Below are 17,973 nucleotides of genomic sequence, written 5' to 3' on the forward strand. Positions count from 1 at the left end.
CAGAGCATTCGACTGTTAATCGAAGGGTTACTGGTTCAAGTCCAGTCGGAGGAGCATCAGGACCCCGTGCCGGCTTAAAGCTGGTGCGGGGTCCGCCTTTTTTCAGACGAAATCCATTTCCACCTGCAGGAAGCGGGCAGCTTCAGCCACGGCCGCCACAAAAGATTCCTGCTCGGTGGGCGGGGTCCTGGGCTCGCGGGGATGCCATTCGTGTGGAGCGGAATAGACGCGGGTGAAGCCCCCTCCAGAAGGCGCATAGAAGATGCCGAACCTTTGGACAGGCCACTCAGGCGAGGTTTCAGGGGCAACGAGCAACGCGGCGTCGGTTTCCGGGTTGTACCACTGGGCAATGGGTCTCCGGCGATCGTCCGTGAAGAGTCCCGCAGCGTAAAGGGCTGCCGACTGCGGACTGGTCACTGAACACAGCCGATCCCACCACAGGGGCAGGATGCGGTCATCCCGCCGCTGCCATGGTGCCGGAAGCGGCTGCAGTTCTTGCCAATGTGGCACATCTCAATTTTATCGTCCGGGAGGTGCCCGGAAAAGGGCTAACGGGACAGCCCGAGTCGGGGATAGAGGACTTCGAAGCCCTTGGCGAGGCCCTCGTTCAGGGCTATTCCCACGTGTCCGCCATTAGGCACCTCGTAGTAGGTGACAGACATCCCGGAAGCCTGGGCCGCAGCGGAGACGGCCTTGGCCGCCGCCACATAGTTCAGGTCATCGGAGCCGGCCGTGAAGACGGCTGTCGTATCCGGAAATTTCTTGCCGTTCATGATGTTGATGGGCTTCTGTGCCTCATAGTCGGCCTGGTTACCGCCGAAGATCTCAGCCAGGTTGCCGGCAGGGTCCTCAGCCCCGGGAAACTCTTCGCCCGAAATGTCCACGACGTTGCCCCACATGCCGGGGTACTTGAGTGCGAACGAGATCGCGCACTGGCCTCCGTTGGAGTACCCGGCAATGGTCCAATGGTCGCGGTCGGTAAGGATGTTCAGGTTGGCCTTGGCCCAATTGACGACGTCCTCGTTGATGTACTTCTGCACGTTCCCGTACTTTGCGGTATCCAGGCAGAGCGTGTCATCCTGATCCGGGCCGATTTGGTCGGCAACGATGGCGATCGGAGCCAGGCCGTTGTTCTGTGCCGCGAACTCTTCCAAGGCCGCAGCGACGTATTGCGGATCAGGGAGCCCCGGTTGGCCCATCATCAGGACAAACAGGGGCAGCTTGGGCGGATTCTTTGTCAAAGCTGCAGGAGGCAGGTAGATCCCCGCCGGACGTGCGTTGAACCCCGACGCCGTGGCGGGGATGACCTCAGTGCCGACTTTGCCCTGGGCGGGCATGTCTGCCGGCGGTTTCCAGTTTTGCCACAGGGGACCGGCCGGATTGGAGGCGTCCGGGTCGGGTTTGCTCAGGTGGATCGCGCCTTCGGTGGAAATACCCAGCGCCGAACCCAACGTCTTGTTAAGGCCGAACTCGGTATTGATGCCAAGCGCCGCCACCAAGGCGAACACGGGGATGGATACAGCTGCCACCGCCTTGCGCCAGGGCCGGCTATGACGGAAGCTCACGGCGGCCAGACCCAGCCCGCCGAAGCAAGCCAGGGCCCAGAACCATACCCGTGGCGTGAGTCCAACGTGGAAAACATCCATGACGTCTTCCACGATCCAGACCGTCAACCAGCCCACCAGGACGGCGACGGCGACAGCGAGCACGGCAGTGAGGGCCCACCGGGCCGATGGCTTGAGGAAAAGTACCAGGAAAAAGGCAAAGCCGATCAGTGCAGCCGTTGTCATCACGACAGGACCGCTGATGTCGATCTTCAGGATGGTATTCATGTTCGTGCTGCCTGCCTCAACGTCATGCTACTGGCTCCCTTGCCACCATTTGGCGGAGAAGACCCGCGCTTTGGGTGGGGGAAAGTCCCGGGAGGTAAGCCGAGCCGACGGCGATGCCGATGGCCGGCAGAGCCAGCGTGTCCGGGTAGTACATATACAAAGTCCGGTGGTCGGGCTGGAACCTGGACTTGAAAGCGGCCAACGACTTGAAGCCGTACATGGGTTCCAGTGCATTTCCCAGCAGCGCCAGGACCCGGTCCAGCGCGCTGTGGTCGCCGTCGTCCGTGCCCGCGCCGCTGTTGGCGAGGGGCGACCCGGACAGCGAAATGCTGGGGACGTTCTCCTTGAAATGGGTAACTGCAGAGGCGATGAGGAACTCCATGACGCCCTTGAACCCCGTGGTGCGGCGCCGCATGAAGTCCAGAGTCCACCCGGAGATGGAGCCGTTGCTGAAGACAGGCAGCCAGCTGGTCACTCCATGGACCAGTCCGTCGTCGTCCACCGCCACGCAACAAAGGACCTCCGGATCCTTGAGTTCGTTCAGGCCGCCAAGGGTGAACCCCATCTCGGGGAGGGCTTTGTCGGCGACCCACTCCTCGGAGATCTCTGCCAGTTGTGCCCTGATCCCGGGAGGCATGTCGCGGTAGTGGTACCAGTAATCCTTGATGGACAGCTTGTCCGCACGGTTCAGTGCCGTGCGGACGTTCTGCCACTCTTTGCCTTTGAAGGTCATGGCCTGCACGTTGAGCAGCGTCTCCTCCGCCACGTCCAGTTTTTTGAAGCCCTGCGGCAAAAGCGCTGCATCCAGTTCATCCGTTGCCGAGTAGAAGCAGGGGATCAGCCCCAGCCTGGAGCAATGGCCCAGGAATCCCGCGGCTGCCTCCACATGATGTTCCGGGGCTCCGATCGGACCGGCTACCGTCAGGGCGACCCCGTTATGGACCTGATAGGCCACTCCTGCGCGCCGATCAGGAGTGAACCAGTACTGGTTGTTGTCCCACAGGGTCATCCACGACAGGGTCCCGCCACCGGCATGCAACAGCTGACGGGCATGGCCCAGGTCCGCGGAAGGATCAGTGGCTATGTCCCGGAACCGCCGGAAGTTGTTCAGGACCAGCACCAGGATGCACAGCCAAATGATGACTCCGCCCAAGCCGTAAAGTACGGTGCTCAGCAGTCCCTGGGGCAAGTCAACAACGAAGGGCACGGGAAACGGAACCAGGATATGGGTCAGTTGCCCGGCCAGGTCCAGCAGGGTGGAACGGCCAGCGTTGCCCTCCAGGAACCAAAAAACCACGTACAGCACGACGGCGGCGACCGCCAGGGCCAGCGAGGTCCGCCCCAGGGTGCGGTATCCGGCATCGCTGGACTCCACCCGGAACTTGTGCCGGTTTCCCACGAGCAGCGTCAGGACGATGACCGGGGCCAGAACTGCCGGTACTGCGTACAGCAGCAGGTAGCCGAAGTCCTCATCGCCCAGCGTGACATCGGGATCGGTCACGTATTGAAGAATCGACAGGACGGTGACAGCGGCCAGGTACGCCTGGATGACCAACGTCAGTCGGTAGGCGAGCCGACGGCCACGCCTGAGCCCTTCAGCGCAGACCAGCAGAAGCAGGACCGGGATCACCGTCAGGATGGCTGCGCCGAAGCTTCGGACCCCCACGATTCCCTGGAGGGTCACACAGTTCGGATCGTTCCCGCAGGCTTCCTGGACTTCGTCCGCGTCCGGGCTTGCCTGAAGCATGACTTCTGCGACCACTGAGAGCGGCCCGACCTCCCAGGTACCGGTCAGTTGCGTCAGTAAAGGCCCGACGGCGAAGACCCCCACCACAGTGCCGACCAGGAACCTCGTTTCCCGAAGGCTGGACGAATGAAACGATCCTTCCCTCCGGCGGAGCACCAGGGACTGGATGGCCCAGCCTGCCAGAACGCCAATCACGGCACCTGCAAGGGCCTGGAGGGTCTGGGCGACGCCAACAAAAAGCGCGAACATCAACGTGGCGGCCAGCAACCACGTCCGCAGCCGCCGACGCCACAGGGAGCCCAGGGCCGCCGTCGAACATCCCAAGGCAGCGGCAGCCCCGCCATAGGCGCCAACCGCGTATTCACCGCCGAGGAAGCTCAGCCACTGGTCGCTGGAGTCGGTACCGAAGGTCACCAGCCCCACCAGCACCAAAGCGCTGAGGGCCGAACCCGCAACGAACGCTGCAAGGGCGAGCCACGGTCCCATGACGCGCTCGGCGATTCCTACGCCCAGCAGGATCGCGGCTGTGCAGGCAACGTAATCAAGCAGGGATGAGGCAAAGAACCCGGACGTAAACACGGACCACCAGGGACCGGGCTCCACGGCCAATCCGAGACCCACCTGATTCAGGAGGTCAACACTGGGCCCGTTGAGCAGGCTCCCAGTAGCGATACCCACAAGCCAGGGCAAGGCTGCGAGAGCCAACGTCAGTGGCAACCTGCGCACAGCGGTCACGCCGCGAAGGCTACCCCTGAATGCCCCAGCCGTGCTCATGTAGTGTCCCCTTCACCGGTCAGGCACCGGTTAAGCCCGGTTCGCCACCATTCTGCCTTGCGCGAAGGCGCAGGGGGAGAGGGCGGGGCGTCGCGGCTGGTGGTTATCGGGCTTAGTCACGCTTCCACGGGCCCGGGTTGACGCGGTACAGCACGGCAGCGCCGATGACTGCCCCGAGGATCGCCCCGAACAGCGGGCTACCGGCGGCGCGCCCGAGGAACGCACCAGCGACTGCGCCAAGCATCGCGCCGAGGAAAAGGCCACGGCCGTTACGGTGCGGTTTCTTGGTCATGCTCACAGCCTACGGTCTCATTGCCAGTGGATGGCTTGTTGTTAGTGGATGGCTTGTTGTTAGTGAATGGAGGGGACCGTGCGGGGACGGACCACAAGCCACAGGGCGGCAGTGGATCCGCTGAGGCACACCGCCATCACCGATCCCATGGGCACAGCGGAGCCCACACCGAGCCAGCCGACAATGGGTGGGACAATTCCCGCCATCATGAACTGGGAGGCCCCCAGGAGCGAAGCTGCCGTTCCGGCCCGTGCGCCGTGGTTGGCCAAGGAGAGCACCTGGACGCAGGGGAACATGAAGCCAGTTGCGCAGATATAGAACCACAGCGGTATCAGGATGCCCCACAGACCGACGTGGGACAGGTCAAGGACGATGATCACGCCGGCCATCAACACCATGAAGAGGGTTGCTCCGGCCACAATCCACTGCGGAGCCACCCGTCGAATGAGGCGCGAGCTGATCTGGACACCTGCAACGATGCCCAAGGAGTTGATGCCAAACAGCAGGCCATACTCCTGCGGGGAAAAGCCGTAGACATCCTGGAACAGGAACGTGGAGGCCGAAAGGTACGCAAAGAGGCCACCGAAGTTCAGGCTTCCCACCATCACCATGCCCACGAAGATCCTGTCGCCCAGGACCGATTTGTAGCGCTGGACCACGGTGGTGCTGGACTTACCCCGCTGCTCTGCCGGGAGAGTCTCACGGATGAAGAAGATCGATGCCAGGATCACCAGGAGGCCGTAACACGCCAGGAAATAGAAAATCCCCGGCCACGGAAATGCCAACAACAGCTGGGAGCCGATAACGGGCGCGAGGATGGGGGCCAATCCGTTGACCAGGGACATCCGCGAAAACATCTTCACCATTGAATAGCCGTGGAAAAGGTCGCGGACCATGGCCATGGCCACGACGCCACCGCCGGCGGCACCTATACCCATCAGGACGCGGAACAGTGACAGCATCCCGATGTCCGTCGACAAGGCAGCACCCAGGGATGAACCAATATGGACGGCCGTTGCCAGGATCAGCGGCAGGCGGCGTCCCACCTTGTCGCTGAAAGGGCCCACCACCAACTGGCCAAGGCCAAAACCCACAGTGGTTCCGGTCAGGGTGAGCTGGATGGCAGCTGCTGAGACGTCAAAGCTCTTTTCGAGGGCGGGGAAAGCCGGGAGATAGAGATCGATCGTAAAAGGGCCCAAGGCGGTCAGGGCACCCAGCAGGAGAATGTAGATGAGTTTTTCGCGTCGGCTCAGAGAATCGCCCGGAGCTGTTGGAGGGGTCACGATCATCAATCCTATGGCCAAGATCATATTTATTGGGCCTATCCCAGGCGCGCCGTAGCGTGCTCCGAAAGTTGAGCAGGAACCTGAATGATAGTTTTGTGGACAGGTGCGCGCGGCGATCCTTATCCGGCCGCGTTCGCCCTCACGATGCCCAGAGGAAGCAGTTAGGCGGAACCCATGAGTGGACGTCACACCGGCCGGACCAGTCAAGGACCAGCGATTCGTACTTTGCCGAAGACCCTCAAGCTCGTTGCGCGGTTGGCCCCACGACAAATAAACGACGAAATTGCCTTGGCCAAGATGGAACTCAAGCGCAAGGCCAAGCAGGTCGGCGTCGCAGGTGCCTTCTTTGGTGTGGCGCTGGTTTTCCTGGCCCTGTTGGTGATCGCGCTGGTGGTCGCTGCCATTCTGGGCCTGGCCACCATCATGCCCGGTTGGCTCGCCGCCCTGATCGTCGCTGCGTTCTTCCTGGTGGTCATTGCCATTGCATCCTTGATCGGCATCGCCAAGTTCAAGAAGGCCATGCCGTTGGTGCCTGAAGACACCATCCGCGGCATCAAGCATGATCTCGGTATCGCCAAGGAGGGCTCGGATTTCGACGAGTCCATCCTGGACCCGAACTCCCCGGCAGCAAAGGCTGCCAAGGCCGAGAAGGAAGCCGCCGCGCAGAAGGCCAAGGCAGAAAAGGCGGCCAAGGAAGCTGCCAAGGAAGCCGACGCCGTCAAGGCTCCCACGGAGGCCGAACTTCGTTCCCGCCTGAACAAGCGCCGTCAGCACCTGACGGGTGTACGCGACGAGCTGGGCGAGCAGTTGGACGTCAAGAAGCAGGCTCAAGCCTTGCTGGAAAGTGCCAACGGCAAATTCCAGGAGGGCAGGGAATTCGCTGCTGCCAAGTTCGCGGACATCAACGCCTCAGTACCGGAGACCCTGGGCGAACGGTTCGCCGCACGCTGGAAGGACCTCGCAGCGTTCGCAGCGGCTGCCGTGGTGTTCGTCGTTGCACTGCGAAAGTTGCGGGAGAAATAGCAGCAGCCGGCAGCGCTGAACACTGGACATGAGGAAAGGGGGACAGGATGAAATTGATCGGTGCTGGCTCGCACCCGGATCGACCCCAGGTCGACCACGATTCCATCCTCACCGTCCCCAACATCGTCACTGTCCTGCGTTTCATGGGTGTGCCCCTGTTCGTGTGGCTTGTCCTCTCCGAACAGGAATACGGCTTCGCTGTCCTCGTGCTGGTGATCATGGGCAGCACGGACTGGGTGGACGGCTACATTGCCCGGCGCTTCGACCAAACGTCAAAGCTGGGCAGGATCCTCGATCCCATGGCGGACCGGGCCGCGCTCCTGGCCGTCGCTTTGACTTTGGTAATCGCGGGCGTCGTGCAGTGGTGGTACCTCGCGGCGTTGCTGATTCCCGACGCGATATTGGCTACTGTGTCGCTGATCTATTTCCGCAGCCACCCCGACCTGCCAGTCAGCATCATCGGGAAGATCCGAACGGCACTGTTGTTGGTTGGAACGCCGCTGCTGGTCCTGTCCAAGCTGCCTGTCCCGTACACGGAGGTCTACCTCGTGGGGGCGTGGACGTTCCTGGGCCTCGGACTGGCAGGTCACTGGATTGCTGCTTACAACTACTTTTGGGCCATCTTGCGTAAGGGTAAAGAACTGAAAACCAACGACGGCGGACACGGCTGATGGTGTGGCTTGCCGTTTTCCTGGCGGTACTCGGCGCATTCTTCCTGGCCATTGGTGCCCAGAGGCAGGGCAGCGCGGTCAAGGCCGATACTGGCGGCTTGGCCCTTAGTTCCAACGGCTTCCTGAGGCTCCTGCGCAACCCACGCTGGATGCTGGGCCTGCTGTTCCTTGCCTTGGGCATGGTGATGAATGCGATAGCGCTGGTATCCGCGCCGCTGACGGTGGTCCAGCCGATCGGTGCCATCGCGCTGGTCATTACCACCGTGGTCAATGCGAAAGACCAGGGCCTCACCATCAACCGGGCCACGGTGGTTGCCATCAGCGCATGCGTCACCGGTTCCGCCCTCTTCGTGTTGCTTGCGGTTAACGTCACCCAGGAAAACCATCACGTGAACTCCGAGGACGAGCTCACCATCGTCCTGCTGCTTGCCCTGGCTGTGGGCATCTTCGGAACGCTCGCCGTGCTGTTCAGGCACCGTATGAACGCCTTCGTCTACATCCTGGGCGCCGGTGTGCTCTTCGGGTTCGTGGCCGTGCTGACCCGCATCATCGGCAAGCACCTGCTGGATCCGAACGGACTCTTCCTGCTGAACGTCCAGTGGTACACCCTGATCGCTATCGCTGCGGCCGGTGGCCTGGGCTCATGGTTCGTCCAAAGCGCATACTCCGGAGGACCGCCGGACCTGGTGATCGCAGGGCTGACTGTCATTGACCCCATGGTGGGCATCGCCATTGGCATTGTGATCCTTGGTGAGCTTCGTCCCGATGTGCACGCCGTAATGGCGATAGCCATGGCTGCAGCGGCAACGCTTGCTATCGTTGGGGTTATTGCCCTGAGCAGGCACCATCCGGAAGTCACCAAACGCAAGAAGGACGCGAAGGCCGCTGGCAACCGGAAGGCTTAGGGCAACGTCTTACCCTTGCGCCACCGCTTTTGCGGGCGGCAACCCGGCGACACCGCAGCATTGCCACAAGCAAAGCTGTCCGCACCGTGACCATCAGGAGTTCTCCACGTGACCATTCCCGACACCAGCAAACCCCTCACCATCTTGATTGCGGCAGACACGTATCCACCGCACGTCAACGGCGCCGCCCAATTCGGCTACCGCCTGGCCAAGGGAATGACGGCACGAGGACACAACGTACACGTGTTGGCCTGCCGGCAGGACAAGGGCAAGAGCTTCACGGAGTTCCGTGATGAGGCAACGGTGCACCGGCTTCGCTCCCACGGCGTCTTCACCCACGAGTACTTCCGCATCTGCTTCCCGTGGGAAATCAAGAAGGAAATCAGCCTGCTGTTCGATAAGGTGCAGCCGGACGTGGTCCACATCCAAAGCCACTACATGATTGGCGAGCACGTCCTGTACGAGGCCGTGAAGCGTGGCATCCGCATCGTGGCAACCAACCACTTCATGCCCGAAAACCTGAACCCTTTCCTGCCGTTCCCGCAGTGGTTCAAGGACATCGTCGGCCGCATTTCCTGGAAGGACATGGGCAAGGTCATGGGCCAGGCCGATGTCGTCACCACGCCCACGCCGCTTGCTGCCAAGGCCATGCACCAGCACGCCTTCCTGCGCAAGGTCCTGCCGCTGTCCAACGGCATTGACTCGGCCGCCTACGAACTCCAGCCGGGCGAATCGATTGAACCGAACAGCTACCCCACGGTCCTTTTCGCGGGTCGACTGGCTGAGGAAAAGCACGTTGATGTACTGATTGACGCCGTAGCAAAGACGCCCCGTGAGCTCAATGTGCACTTGGAGATCGTCGGCGGCGGTGAGGTCCGTCCGGCGCTCGAAGCGCAGGTGGCCAGGCTTGGGCTGGGGGACAGGGTGAAGTTCCTTGGGCTTGCCAGCGACGAAGACCTGCGCGAGGCCTACATCAAGGCCGACATCTTCTGCATGCCGGGAACTGCCGAACTACAGTCGCTGGTGACGCTCGAGGCAATGTCCGCATCCACGCCTGTGCTGCTGGCCAACGCCATGGCGCTGCCGCACCTGGTCCGCGACGGCGAAAACGGGTACCTGTTCACGCCCAACGACAGCGGTGAACTCGCAGCCAAGATCACCAAGCTCCTGCAACTGCCCGAGGACCAACTGAAGGCCATGGGCAAGCTCAGCCGCGAGATGGTGGAGCCCCACAGCATCAACGGCACCCTCCAGACCTTCGAGGACCTCTACCGGGGTGCTTCGTACGAGGACATGGTGGTGTGACCAAAGCACACCCTGGCACCTATTAGAATTGCTGGAGTGCTTTGCCCGGAACGGCCGTTTATTGACGGGCTCTCCGGGTTTCACGGGGCTATAGCTCAGCTGGTTAGAGCGCGGGACTCATAATCCTAAGGTCCTCGGTTCAAGTCCGAGTAGCCCTACATTTGCACTGAAGCCGTGGCCCACAATCCTGGATTGTGGGCCACGGCCTTTTAACGCCCTCCTTGGCGTTGGCGTGACTGGCGGCCGTTGCAGATATCCAGGTCCGTGGGGTAAGTTACTGATCAGTAACTTATTACCCGCCGGTAACATGGCCGCCCAGCCTGGCTCTGGAGCCCACGGCCTCGCCGGAATCCAGACGTGGTCGCAGGTGACCACCTTGAAGGAGCGCACATGTCCAACGCTGCATTCGACGCCACCACCCTTCCGTATGCCGATGGTGACTTCTACGCCTTTGAGCAGATGCTGACCGGCAAGGAGCAGGACCGTCTCGCTGAGGTCCGCGATTTCCTGGCCCGCGAGGTCAAGCCCATCGCGGTTGACTGCTGGAACCGCGGTGAATTCCCCATGGACCTGATTCCGAAGCTTGGTGAGCTCGACTTGGTGAGCCCGGTTCGACGCCAGGGCTACTCCAACCTGTTCGCCGGCATGCTCCATGCTGAAGTGACTCGTGCCGACGCCTCCATTGCCACGTTCATGGGTGTCCACGACGGGCTCTTCACCGGGTCCATCGAGGCGCTGGCCTCGCAGGAGCAGAAAGACGCTTGGCTGCCGGATATCTATTCCCTGAAGAAGATCGGCGCCTTCGGGCTGACTGAGCCCCTGGGTGGTTCGGATGTGGCCGGTGGCACCCGCACCACCGCCCGGCGCGACGGTGATCACTGGATCCTCAACGGTGCCAAGCGCTGGATTGGCAACGCCACCTTCTCTGATTGGGTAGTCATCTACGCCAAGGATGTGGCCGACAACCAGGTCAAGGCTTTCCTGGTGGACACCACCCTGCCCGGCTACTCAGCCAGCAAGATCGAGAACAAAATCTCCCTCCGCACTGTGCAGAATGCGGATATCACCCTGGACAACGTAGTGGTTCCGGATTTCTTCAAGCTGGCCAACGGAAACAGCTTCCGGGACACCAACAAGGTCCTGAAGGTCACCCGCCTGGCTGTCGCCTGGCAGGCAGTGGGACTCCAGATGGCAGCATTCGATGTCGCTCGCAGCTACGCCGTGGAGCGCCAGCAGTTCGGGCGCCCGTTGGCTGCGTTCCAACTTGTGCAGAATCAACTGGTCCAAATTCTCGGCAATACCGTGGCCTCCATGGGCATGATGGTTCGCCTGGCGCAGCTTGAGGACGCCGGGGTGGCCAAGGATGAACAATCCGCTTTGGCCAAGGCCTTCGCCACCGCACGCATGCGCGAAAGCGTTGCTTTGGGGCGGAGCATCCTGGGCGGCAACGGCATCGTCACTGACTACGGCATGGCCAAGATCTTCTCTGACGCCGAGGCCATCTACTCCTACGAGGGCACTCACGAAATCAACACCCTGGTGACCGGCAGGGCAATCACCGGAGTATCGGCCATCGTCTAGCGACCCCGACGATGCGGCGGGGGCTCATTCCAGTGGCAGCAGGACGGATGGCCGCATGTCCTGCACGAAGTCCAGCGGATTGACGTAGTCCTCGCCGCTCCGCACTCCCCAGTGCAGGCAAGTGACGCTGCCGCAATGGCCCGGCTCAACGGCGCCAAGGGCCTGCCCCTTGCGCACGGCATCGCCAGGTTTCAGTCCGCTGGTCAGTGGCTCGAAGCTGCTCCGCAATCCGTCCCCGTGATCGATCGTCAGGACGGGCCTGTCGACCACGGTGCCGGCAAAGGTCACCACGCCGTCCGCCGGCGCGGTGACGTTGCCGCCGTCGGGCGCTGGGCCCAAATCAACGCCACGGTGCCCGCTCATCCATGGTTTGTCAGGCGGGTCGAACGTCCGCAGGACGGACGGCTTGGGGGAGAGTGGCCAACTCCACTGTCCCTTGACCGTGGGTGCGGCGGCGCTGGTTCCGCCCGAAAGGGCGATAGCCAGGATTGCGGACAGTGCGAGCTTCAAAAGGGTCATGGATCAAGCCTTCCGTGGCGACGTGGGCGGGTCGATCCCCGGGGTGGCCTATGTGGACAAGCGATGTGATCCGCGGTCAAAGTTGCGGGGTCCCTGTAGTACACTTGGTGGAGCAGTTTGCTGTGCCCTCAAGCTTGTTCAGGAGCATGTCTCATTCAGATATGTGGGGGTCCCAGGCTGACTACGCGTATCCAGCCCACCACCAGCGAAGCCGTTCGGCTTTAGTCTGTGGAGGATTGTGCCTCTTGCGGTCCGCTGAAGCCTGTCGGCTTGAGTCGGATGAGAAGTGCAATGGATGCCAGGAGCCAGGCCCGTCCGGGCCACAGGCTAAACAACCGTCAACTATTGGCAGGGTAAGAGCAGCCCCATGGGCTCTCTCATGAATGACCTGCCGGAAGGAGCGTCGGCATGCCCGTCGTAACCATGCGCCAGCTGCTTGACAGCGGCGTCCACTTTGGACACCAGACCCGTCGTTGGAACCCGAAGATGAAGCGCTTCATCTTCACGGAGCGCAACGGCATCTACATCATTGACCTCCAGCAGTCGCTGTCCTACATCGACCGCGCCTACGAGTTCGTCAAGGCTACTGTCGCCCACGGTGGCACCGTCCTGTTCGTCGGCACCAAGAAGCAGGCTCAGGAAGCAATTGCCGAGCAGGCTACCCGTGTTGGCCAGCCGTACGTCAACCAGCGTTGGTTGGGCGGTATGCTCACCAACTTCCAGACCGTCGCCAAGCGTATCCAGCGCATGAAGGAACTCGAAGAGATCAACTTCGACGACGTCGCAGGCTCGGCTTACACCAAGAAGGAGCTCCTGCTCCTCAAGCGTGAACTCACCAAGCTCGAGTCCAACCTCGGCGGTATCCGCAACCTGACCAAGGCTCCCTCGGTCCTGTGGGTTGTTGACACCAAGAAGGAACACCTTGCTGTTGACGAAGCCAAGAAGCTGAACATCCCCGTTGTTGCCATCCTGGACACCAACTGCGATCCCGACGAAGTCGACTTCCCGATCCCGGGTAACGACGACGCCATCCGCTCCGTCAACCTGCTCACCCGCGTTGTTGCCGATGCCGTAGCTGAGGGCCTCATCGCGCGTAACCAGCGCGCAACGGGCACCACCGAAGCTCCGGAAGAGCCGCTGGCCGAGTGGGAGCGCGAGCTCCTCGAAGGCAGCAAGGCCGAAGAAGCCGCAGCAGCAGAGGCTCCCGCTGAAGAAGCTCCGGCAGCCGAGGCTCCCGCAGCAACTGAAGCTGCAGACGGCGAAGCCGAAGCAGCCAAGTAAATCTGGACCTTCCCTGATGTTGGAAACAGCCTCGGGGGCAACTGACAGGATGGCAGCTCACGCGGTGGGCTGCCGTCCTGTCAGTCCGTAAACACACAAATTTCTAGACAGAGGGGTTCACATGGCGAACTACACTGCTGCTGACATCAAGGCCCTGCGCGAGCGCACCGGCGCCGGCATGATGGACGTCAAGAAGGCTCTTGACGAAGCCAACGGTGACGCCGAAAAGGCCATCGAGATCATCCGCATCAAGGGCCTCAAGGGCGCTACCAAGCGCGAAGGCCGCTCCACCGCTGAAGGCCTGGTTGCTGCCAAGGTCAACGGTGGCGTTGGCGTAATGATCGAGGTCAACTGCGAGACCGACTTCGTAGCCAAGTCTGACAAGTTCATCCAGCTGGCCGACAAGGTCCTCAACGTTGCAGTCGAGTCCGGCGCAGCCGACCTCGAAACCCTGCTGGCCACCGAGGTCGACGGCAAGCCGTTGTCCGAGGTTGTCGTCGAAGAGGGCGCTGTCCTCGGCGAAAAGGTTGTTGTCCGCCGCATCTCCCGCGTTGAGGGAACCACGGTTGACGCCTACCTGCACAAGACCTCCAAGGACCTCCCAGCCCAGGTCGGCGTCCTGTTTGCTGTTGACGGTGAAGGCGAAGCCGCTGCAACCGCAGCACACGACATCGCTGTCCACGTTGCAGCCATGGCTCCGAACTACCTGACCCGCGAAGACGTCCCGGCCGAACTGGTCGAGTCCGAGCGCCGTATCGCCGAAGAGACCGCAAAGGCTGAAGGCAAGCCCGAAGCTGCTCTTTCGAAGATCGTTGAAGGTCGCGTGACGGGCTTCTACAAGGGTGAAGTTCTGGTTGACCAGGCATTCGCCAAGGATTCCAAGAAGACCGTTGCACAGGTCCTCGAAGAAGCCGGCGTCAAGGCAACCGCAGTAACCCGTTTCCGCGTAGGAAACTAGTAATTCATGAAAAGGGGTGGTCACTTCGGTGGCCGCCCCTTTTTCATGCACCCGTCCGGGTAGTATCTGCGCGGACCCACAGCACGATAATCTAGCCAGAGTCCACCAACGGGAAGGCACCATGGAAACCGTCAACACTGCAATCCAGCCCGAGAAGACCCGCCGACGTGTACTTCTGAAGCTTTCCGGCGAGGTCATCGGCGGAGGCAAGCTCGGCGTCGATCCTGAAACCGTCCGGGCTATCGCCAAGCAGATCGCGGCAGCCGTATCCGACGTCGAAGTTGCGATCGTCGTGGGCGGTGGCAACTTCTTCCGGGGCGCCGAACTGTCCCAGAGCGGCATGGACCGTTCCCGCGCCGACTACATGGGCATGCTGGGCACGGTCATGAACTGCCTCGCCCTCCAGGACTTCCTGGAACAGGCCGGCGTGGAGACCCGCGTCCAGAGCGCCATCACCATGGGCCAGGTAGCGGAGGCCTACATCCCGCGCCGGGCCATCCGACACATGGAAAAGGGCCGTGTGGTCATCTTCGGTGCCGGAGCAGGCCTGCCGTACTTCTCCACCGACACTGTCGCTGCCCAGCGTGCCCTTGAGGTTCACGCTGATGTGGTCCTCATGGCCAAGAGCGGCGTGGACGGCGTCTACACCGCAGATCCCAAGAAGGACCCCTCAGCAGAGAAGCTCGACGTCCTCAGCTATGACGATGCCCTGCGCCGCGACATCCGCGTCATGGACCAGACGGCCATGACCATGTGCAAGGACAACCAGCTCTCCATGGTGGTCTTCGGCATGGAAGGCGAAGGCAACGTTACCCGGGCCATCCTCGGCGAAACGCTGGGAACCCTGGTTACTCCGTAGCAAGGGCTAGGATATTTCTAGGACCGTCCGCCCCACGTGGCGGATCTTTACTATGCATTTCTTTACCGTGCATTGCCGCCTGACGTTGGGCAGCAACTACTTTCTGAGGAGAAACCCGTGATCGAAGAGACCTTGCTCGAAGCCGGCGAGAAGATGGACAAGGCGGTTGAGGTAGCCAAGGACGATTTCGCCACGATCCGCACCGGCCGGGCCAACCCCGGTCTGTACAACAAGGTGATCGTCGAGTACTACGGCACACCCACTCCGCTCCAGCAGTTGGCTTCCTTCGGTGTGCCCGACGCCCGCACCATCCTCATCACGCCCTACGACAAGACCGCACTGCGTGACATCGAAAAGGCGCTGAGTGACTCCGAGGTGGGCGCCAACCCCTCCAACGACGGCAATGTCATCCGTGTGACCATCCCGGAGCTCACCAAGGAGCGCCGCAAAGAGTACGTGAAGATCGTCAAGGGCAAGGGTGAGGACGCCAAGGTCTCCATCCGCAGCATCCGCCGCAAGGCGAAGGACAGCCTGGACAAGCTCGTCAAGGATGGCGAAGCCGGTGAAGACGAGGGTGCCCGCGCTGAGAAGGAGCTCGACGCCCTGACCAAGCAGCACGTCGACAGCATTGACGAACTGCTCAAGCGCAAGGAAGCCGAGCTGCTCGAGGTCTGATGAACCAGGCAGAGCCGGCGCCCGCTGAGCGGGTCCCGACACGCGACACTCCCAAACGCGCCAGGCGTGTGCGGGCGAACCCCACTCCGAAGGCAGGGCGAAACCTTCCGGCGGCCATCGGCGTCGGGCTTGCCATGCTGTTGGCCGTCCTGGGCGGCCTGCTGTTCCTTCCGCTGGGGTTCGTCCTCCTGACCACGGCGTTTGCGGTCCTGGGTGTCTGGGAAGTTTTCCGGGCGCTCGAAGCACAGGGCACCCGGATGCCGATCATCCCAGTGATGGTCGGCAGCCTGGTGATGCCGGTCTCTGCTTATTTCGGTGGCCTTGAAGGGCTGCTGTTCACCATGACGGCGAGCTCCGTGGCCGTCCTGTTGTGGCGTTCCATCGAAAGCGCAGCGGGGGCGCCGCGCAGCGTGTTCGCTGGAGTTTTCACCCTCGCCTGGATTCCGTTCCTGATCAGCTTCGCTGCGTTGCCGTTGCACGCAACAGGCGGGGCAACTCCGGTGGGTTTCTGGCCCAACGGCATCCCGGACGGGGCGTGGCAGATCGCTTCGATGCTGCTGTTGGTCGTTTCCAACGACACCTTCGGTTACATCGTTGGGGCATCCTTCGGCAAGCACCCCATGGCCCCGAAAATCAGCCCCAAGAAATCCTGGGAGGGTTTCGCCGGATCGGTTGGTGGGGCCATGGTGATCGGTGTCCTGGCCTGCATCTTCATCCTTGACAGGCCGTGGTGGGTGGGGCTCATCCTGGCTCTCGGCATGGTGGCCGCAGCCACCGCCGGAGACCTCGCCGAGTCCATGGTCAAGCGTGAGCTTGGCGTCAAGGATATGAGCAGCATCCTGCCCGGCCACGGCGGCGTCATGGACCGTTTGGACTCCATCGTGTTCGCGGCCCCTGTAGCCTATGTTCTGTTCGCGCTGCTGAGCGGCGTCTGACAAACCAATGAAGGAAAAGTAGTGTCAGTGGATATTCGACGCCAGATTCCCGCCACGTTCGACCGTGTGGAGCGCAGCAAGTACGGCTACAACGCCAAGCAGGTGGATGAGTTCCTCCAGCGCGCCAAGAAGTCGTTCGAGAGTCCCGTAGGAGCTGCTGACCAGATAGCCAGTGGCGACGTCCGTGATGTGGCTTTCGACCCCGTCAAGGGCGGATACGACGCGCACAGCGTCGACGCCGCGCTGGATCGTCTGGAGGACGCTTTCGCTCGCCGCGAGCGTGACGACCTCATCAACCAGCAGGGCGAGGAAGCGTGGCTCCGCCAGATCGGCAAGCTCTCCGGCATCCTCCGGGGCAGGCTGCACCGGCCTGACGGCGAGCGGTTCCGCCGCCCGTCCAAAAAGCGTGTCCGCAGCTACAACGTCCAGGACGTCGACGCCCTGTGCGCGGAACTCATCGGTTACCTCGAGCACGACCAGACCCTCAGCGTGGACACTGTCCGCCGGGCTGTCTTCCGTGCAGCCAAGGGCGACGAAGGTTATGAAGAAGCGCAGGTGGACGCGTTCCTGGCGCGTGTCGTGGAACTCATGGCTGCGATCGACTAGGCCCTTTTTTCGGGAGATCGCGAGACCGGCGGGTTGTTTTTCCAGACCTCAAGGTACCTGCGATGTCCCCTGGCCAGTGAAGTCACGAAGAAGGCCAGGGCGGCTACTACTGCAATGCCAACGGACAGGGCGACGGGCAAGCCTCCCACCAACATCGCGGACCCCAGCAGCAGTGCGATGAGGGCGGAGTTGACCGTCCCCATGAACACCATGCTGCTCCCGGCCACTTGGCTGAAGTCACGGCGGCCGCCAAAAAAGTAGTAGGTCCGCTTGGCCCCTTCTTCGTCGTCGTGAAAGCTGGCCATGAGGTACGGCGCAACGCCGGGATCCAGGTCCACGTACGCGGCGCGGAGCCGATTCATGGCGATGACGTACATCAGGTCTTCCATGCCCACGCTCATCACGCGTACGTGCGTGAGCAGTCCAACCACTACGTCGATGCTGAGTATGGTCAGCGCAAAGGCCCTGAACGCATCCGAAAACTGGGTGGCGTTTCCCACCAGCGCCACGCTGAGCAGGCTGGCTGAGGTGAAGGTGAGGAACATGCTGATGCGGGTGAGGACCTCGGCTTGGGTGGTGCTCCTGGAAGCGAGCAGGCTCCAATGCTCGGTGGCCAACAACTGCGCCCGGACAGCGGGCGGAAACTCGGTCGCTGTAGCCGGTGGATCGTAGCTGACCGGCCGTGGTTCCTCGGACATGGCGTCATTGTCCACCTTGAACGATC

General features: G+C 62.0%; 18 protein-coding genes and 1 tRNA gene. 12 read left to right on the forward strand and 7 right to left on the reverse strand.

All coding sequences use genetic code 11. The features are described from left to right. Window positions 1-102 precede the first annotated feature (102 nt). From QRM57_RS19975 to QRM57_RS19995, 5 genes are all read right to left on the reverse strand, one after another. Entirely contained in the window at window positions 103-510 is a 408-nt protein-coding gene (locus QRM57_RS19975) for a hypothetical protein (protein WP_284987921.1), read from the reverse strand. Between the two features lie 38 nt (window positions 511-548). Next, the gene (locus QRM57_RS19980) at window positions 549-1,832 is read right to left on the reverse strand and encodes an alpha/beta hydrolase (RefSeq protein WP_257368479.1); all 1,284 of its coding nucleotides are present in this window, start codon (window positions 1,830-1,832) and stop codon (window positions 549-551) included. Window positions 1,833-1,854: 22 nt separating this feature from the next. Continuing rightward, the gene (locus QRM57_RS19985; protein ID WP_284987924.1) at window positions 1,855-4,353 is read right to left on the reverse strand and encodes a bifunctional lysylphosphatidylglycerol flippase/synthetase MprF; all 2,499 of its coding nucleotides are present in this window, start codon (window positions 4,351-4,353) and stop codon (window positions 1,855-1,857) included. Between the two features lie 112 nt (window positions 4,354-4,465). Next, complete coding sequence (locus tag QRM57_RS19990; RefSeq protein ID WP_257368476.1) at window positions 4,466-4,645, reverse strand: YMGG-like glycine zipper-containing protein; 180 nt, start codon at window positions 4,643-4,645, stop codon at window positions 4,466-4,468. Between the two features lie 59 nt (window positions 4,646-4,704). Then, window positions 4,705-5,934 carry a multidrug effflux MFS transporter gene (locus QRM57_RS19995; protein ID WP_284987925.1) on the reverse strand — a complete coding sequence of 410 codons (1,230 nt, stop codon included), beginning with the start codon at window positions 5,932-5,934 and terminating at the stop codon, window positions 4,705-4,707. A 171-nt stretch (window positions 5,935-6,105) separates the two neighbouring features. Here QRM57_RS19995 and QRM57_RS20000 point away from each other — a divergent pair, with 171 nt between their 5' ends. From QRM57_RS20000 to QRM57_RS20025, 6 genes are all read left to right on the forward strand, one after another. Continuing rightward, the gene (locus QRM57_RS20000) at window positions 6,106-6,954 is read left to right on the forward strand and encodes a phage holin family protein (RefSeq protein ID WP_284987926.1); all 849 of its coding nucleotides are present in this window, start codon (window positions 6,106-6,108) and stop codon (window positions 6,952-6,954) included. A gap of 47 nt (window positions 6,955-7,001) precedes the next feature. Continuing rightward, a complete protein-coding gene (locus QRM57_RS20005; RefSeq protein WP_284987927.1) occupies window positions 7,002-7,625 on the forward strand; it encodes a CDP-alcohol phosphatidyltransferase family protein in 624 nt (207 codons plus the stop codon). Next, on the forward strand, window positions 7,625-8,530 hold the full coding sequence (locus QRM57_RS20010; RefSeq protein ID WP_284987928.1) for a DMT family transporter: 906 nt from the start codon (window positions 7,625-7,627) through the stop codon (window positions 8,528-8,530). The genes QRM57_RS20005 and QRM57_RS20010 overlap by 1 nt, the downstream gene beginning before the upstream one ends. A gap of 108 nt (window positions 8,531-8,638) precedes the next feature. Next, on the forward strand, window positions 8,639-9,835 hold the full coding sequence (locus QRM57_RS20015; protein WP_257368471.1) for a glycosyltransferase: 1,197 nt from the start codon (window positions 8,639-8,641) through the stop codon (window positions 9,833-9,835). A gap of 84 nt (window positions 9,836-9,919) precedes the next feature. Then, window positions 9,920-9,993, forward strand: a tRNA-Ile gene (locus tag QRM57_RS20020). Between the two features lie 232 nt (window positions 9,994-10,225). Then, a complete protein-coding gene (locus tag QRM57_RS20025; protein ID WP_235519670.1) occupies window positions 10,226-11,416 on the forward strand; it encodes an acyl-CoA dehydrogenase family protein in 1,191 nt (396 codons plus the stop codon). 24 nt (window positions 11,417-11,440) lie between these two features. On the opposite strand, the gene QRM57_RS20030 is transcribed toward QRM57_RS20025, so the two are convergent. After that, the gene (locus tag QRM57_RS20030) at window positions 11,441-11,935 is read right to left on the reverse strand and encodes a M23 family metallopeptidase (RefSeq protein WP_284987929.1); all 495 of its coding nucleotides are present in this window, start codon (window positions 11,933-11,935) and stop codon (window positions 11,441-11,443) included. A gap of 408 nt (window positions 11,936-12,343) precedes the next feature. Between QRM57_RS20030 and rpsB the strand changes: the two genes are divergently transcribed. The 6 genes from rpsB to QRM57_RS20060 all read left to right on the forward strand — a co-directional run bounded on the left by rpsB (window position 12,344) and on the right by QRM57_RS20060 (window position 17,249). Next, complete coding sequence (gene rpsB / locus QRM57_RS20035; protein WP_211711727.1) at window positions 12,344-13,216, forward strand: 30S ribosomal protein S2; 873 nt, start codon at window positions 12,344-12,346, stop codon at window positions 13,214-13,216. Window positions 13,217-13,337: 121 nt separating this feature from the next. After that, window positions 13,338-14,174, forward strand: coding sequence for a translation elongation factor Ts (tsf, locus tag QRM57_RS20040; RefSeq protein WP_211711728.1), 837 nt, complete (start codon window positions 13,338-13,340; stop codon window positions 14,172-14,174). A 121-nt stretch (window positions 14,175-14,295) separates the two neighbouring features. Next, window positions 14,296-15,033 (forward strand): UMP kinase, encoded by a 738-nt coding sequence (pyrH, locus tag QRM57_RS20045; protein ID WP_235519676.1) that lies wholly within the window; start codon window positions 14,296-14,298, stop codon window positions 15,031-15,033. 117 nt (window positions 15,034-15,150) lie between these two features. Continuing rightward, on the forward strand, window positions 15,151-15,708 hold the full coding sequence (frr, locus tag QRM57_RS20050; RefSeq protein ID WP_090819256.1) for a ribosome recycling factor: 558 nt from the start codon (window positions 15,151-15,153) through the stop codon (window positions 15,706-15,708). Beyond that, on the forward strand, window positions 15,708-16,643 hold the full coding sequence (locus tag QRM57_RS20055) for a phosphatidate cytidylyltransferase (RefSeq protein WP_235519677.1): 936 nt from the start codon (window positions 15,708-15,710) through the stop codon (window positions 16,641-16,643). The genes frr and QRM57_RS20055 overlap by 1 nt, the downstream gene beginning before the upstream one ends. Before the next feature lie 21 nt (window positions 16,644-16,664). Next, on the forward strand, window positions 16,665-17,249 hold the full coding sequence (locus QRM57_RS20060) for a DivIVA domain-containing protein (protein WP_284987932.1): 585 nt from the start codon (window positions 16,665-16,667) through the stop codon (window positions 17,247-17,249). Here the strand turns inward: QRM57_RS20060 and QRM57_RS20065 are convergent. Next, window positions 17,246-17,947 (reverse strand): hypothetical protein, encoded by a 702-nt coding sequence (locus tag QRM57_RS20065; RefSeq protein WP_284987933.1) that lies wholly within the window; start codon window positions 17,945-17,947, stop codon window positions 17,246-17,248. The genes QRM57_RS20060 and QRM57_RS20065 overlap by 4 nt on opposite strands. Window positions 17,948-17,973: the final 26 nt, after the last annotated feature.

This window comes from Arthrobacter sp. fls2-241-R2A-172, assembly GCF_030208885.1.
GTDB lineage: Bacteria > Actinomycetota > Actinomycetes > Actinomycetales > Micrococcaceae > Arthrobacter.

Bases quoted from the DNA above. Each gene is read 5' to 3' on its own strand.
- QRM57_RS19980 (WP_257368479.1), bottom strand. From the start codon at position 1,832: ATGAATACCATCCTGAAGATCGACATCAGCGGTCCTGTCGTGATGACA.
- QRM57_RS19985 (WP_284987924.1), bottom strand. From the start codon at position 4,353: ATGAGCACGGCTGGGGCATTCAGGGGTAGCCTTCGCGGCGTGACCGCT.
- QRM57_RS19990 (WP_257368476.1), bottom strand. From the start codon at position 4,645: ATGACCAAGAAACCGCACCGTAACGGCCGTGGCCTTTTCCTCGGCGCG.
- QRM57_RS19995 (WP_284987925.1), bottom strand. From the start codon at position 5,934: ATGATCGTGACCCCTCCAACAGCTCCGGGCGATTCTCTGAGCCGACGC.
- QRM57_RS20000 (WP_284987926.1), top strand. From the start codon at position 6,106: ATGAGTGGACGTCACACCGGCCGGACCAGTCAAGGACCAGCGATTCGT.
- QRM57_RS20005 (WP_284987927.1), top strand. From the start codon at position 7,002: ATGAAATTGATCGGTGCTGGCTCGCACCCGGATCGACCCCAGGTCGAC.
- QRM57_RS20010 (WP_284987928.1), top strand. From the start codon at position 7,625: ATGGTGTGGCTTGCCGTTTTCCTGGCGGTACTCGGCGCATTCTTCCTG.
- QRM57_RS20025 (WP_235519670.1), top strand. From the start codon at position 10,226: ATGTCCAACGCTGCATTCGACGCCACCACCCTTCCGTATGCCGATGGT.
- QRM57_RS20030 (WP_284987929.1), bottom strand. From the start codon at position 11,935: ATGACCCTTTTGAAGCTCGCACTGTCCGCAATCCTGGCTATCGCCCTT.
- rpsB (WP_211711727.1), top strand. From the start codon at position 12,344: ATGCCCGTCGTAACCATGCGCCAGCTGCTTGACAGCGGCGTCCACTTT.
- tsf (WP_211711728.1), top strand. From the start codon at position 13,338: ATGGCGAACTACACTGCTGCTGACATCAAGGCCCTGCGCGAGCGCACC.
- pyrH (WP_235519676.1), top strand. From the start codon at position 14,296: ATGGAAACCGTCAACACTGCAATCCAGCCCGAGAAGACCCGCCGACGT.
- QRM57_RS20055 (WP_235519677.1), top strand. From the start codon at position 15,708: ATGAACCAGGCAGAGCCGGCGCCCGCTGAGCGGGTCCCGACACGCGAC.
- QRM57_RS20065 (WP_284987933.1), bottom strand. From the start codon at position 17,947: ATGTCCGAGGAACCACGGCCGGTCAGCTACGATCCACCGGCTACAGCG.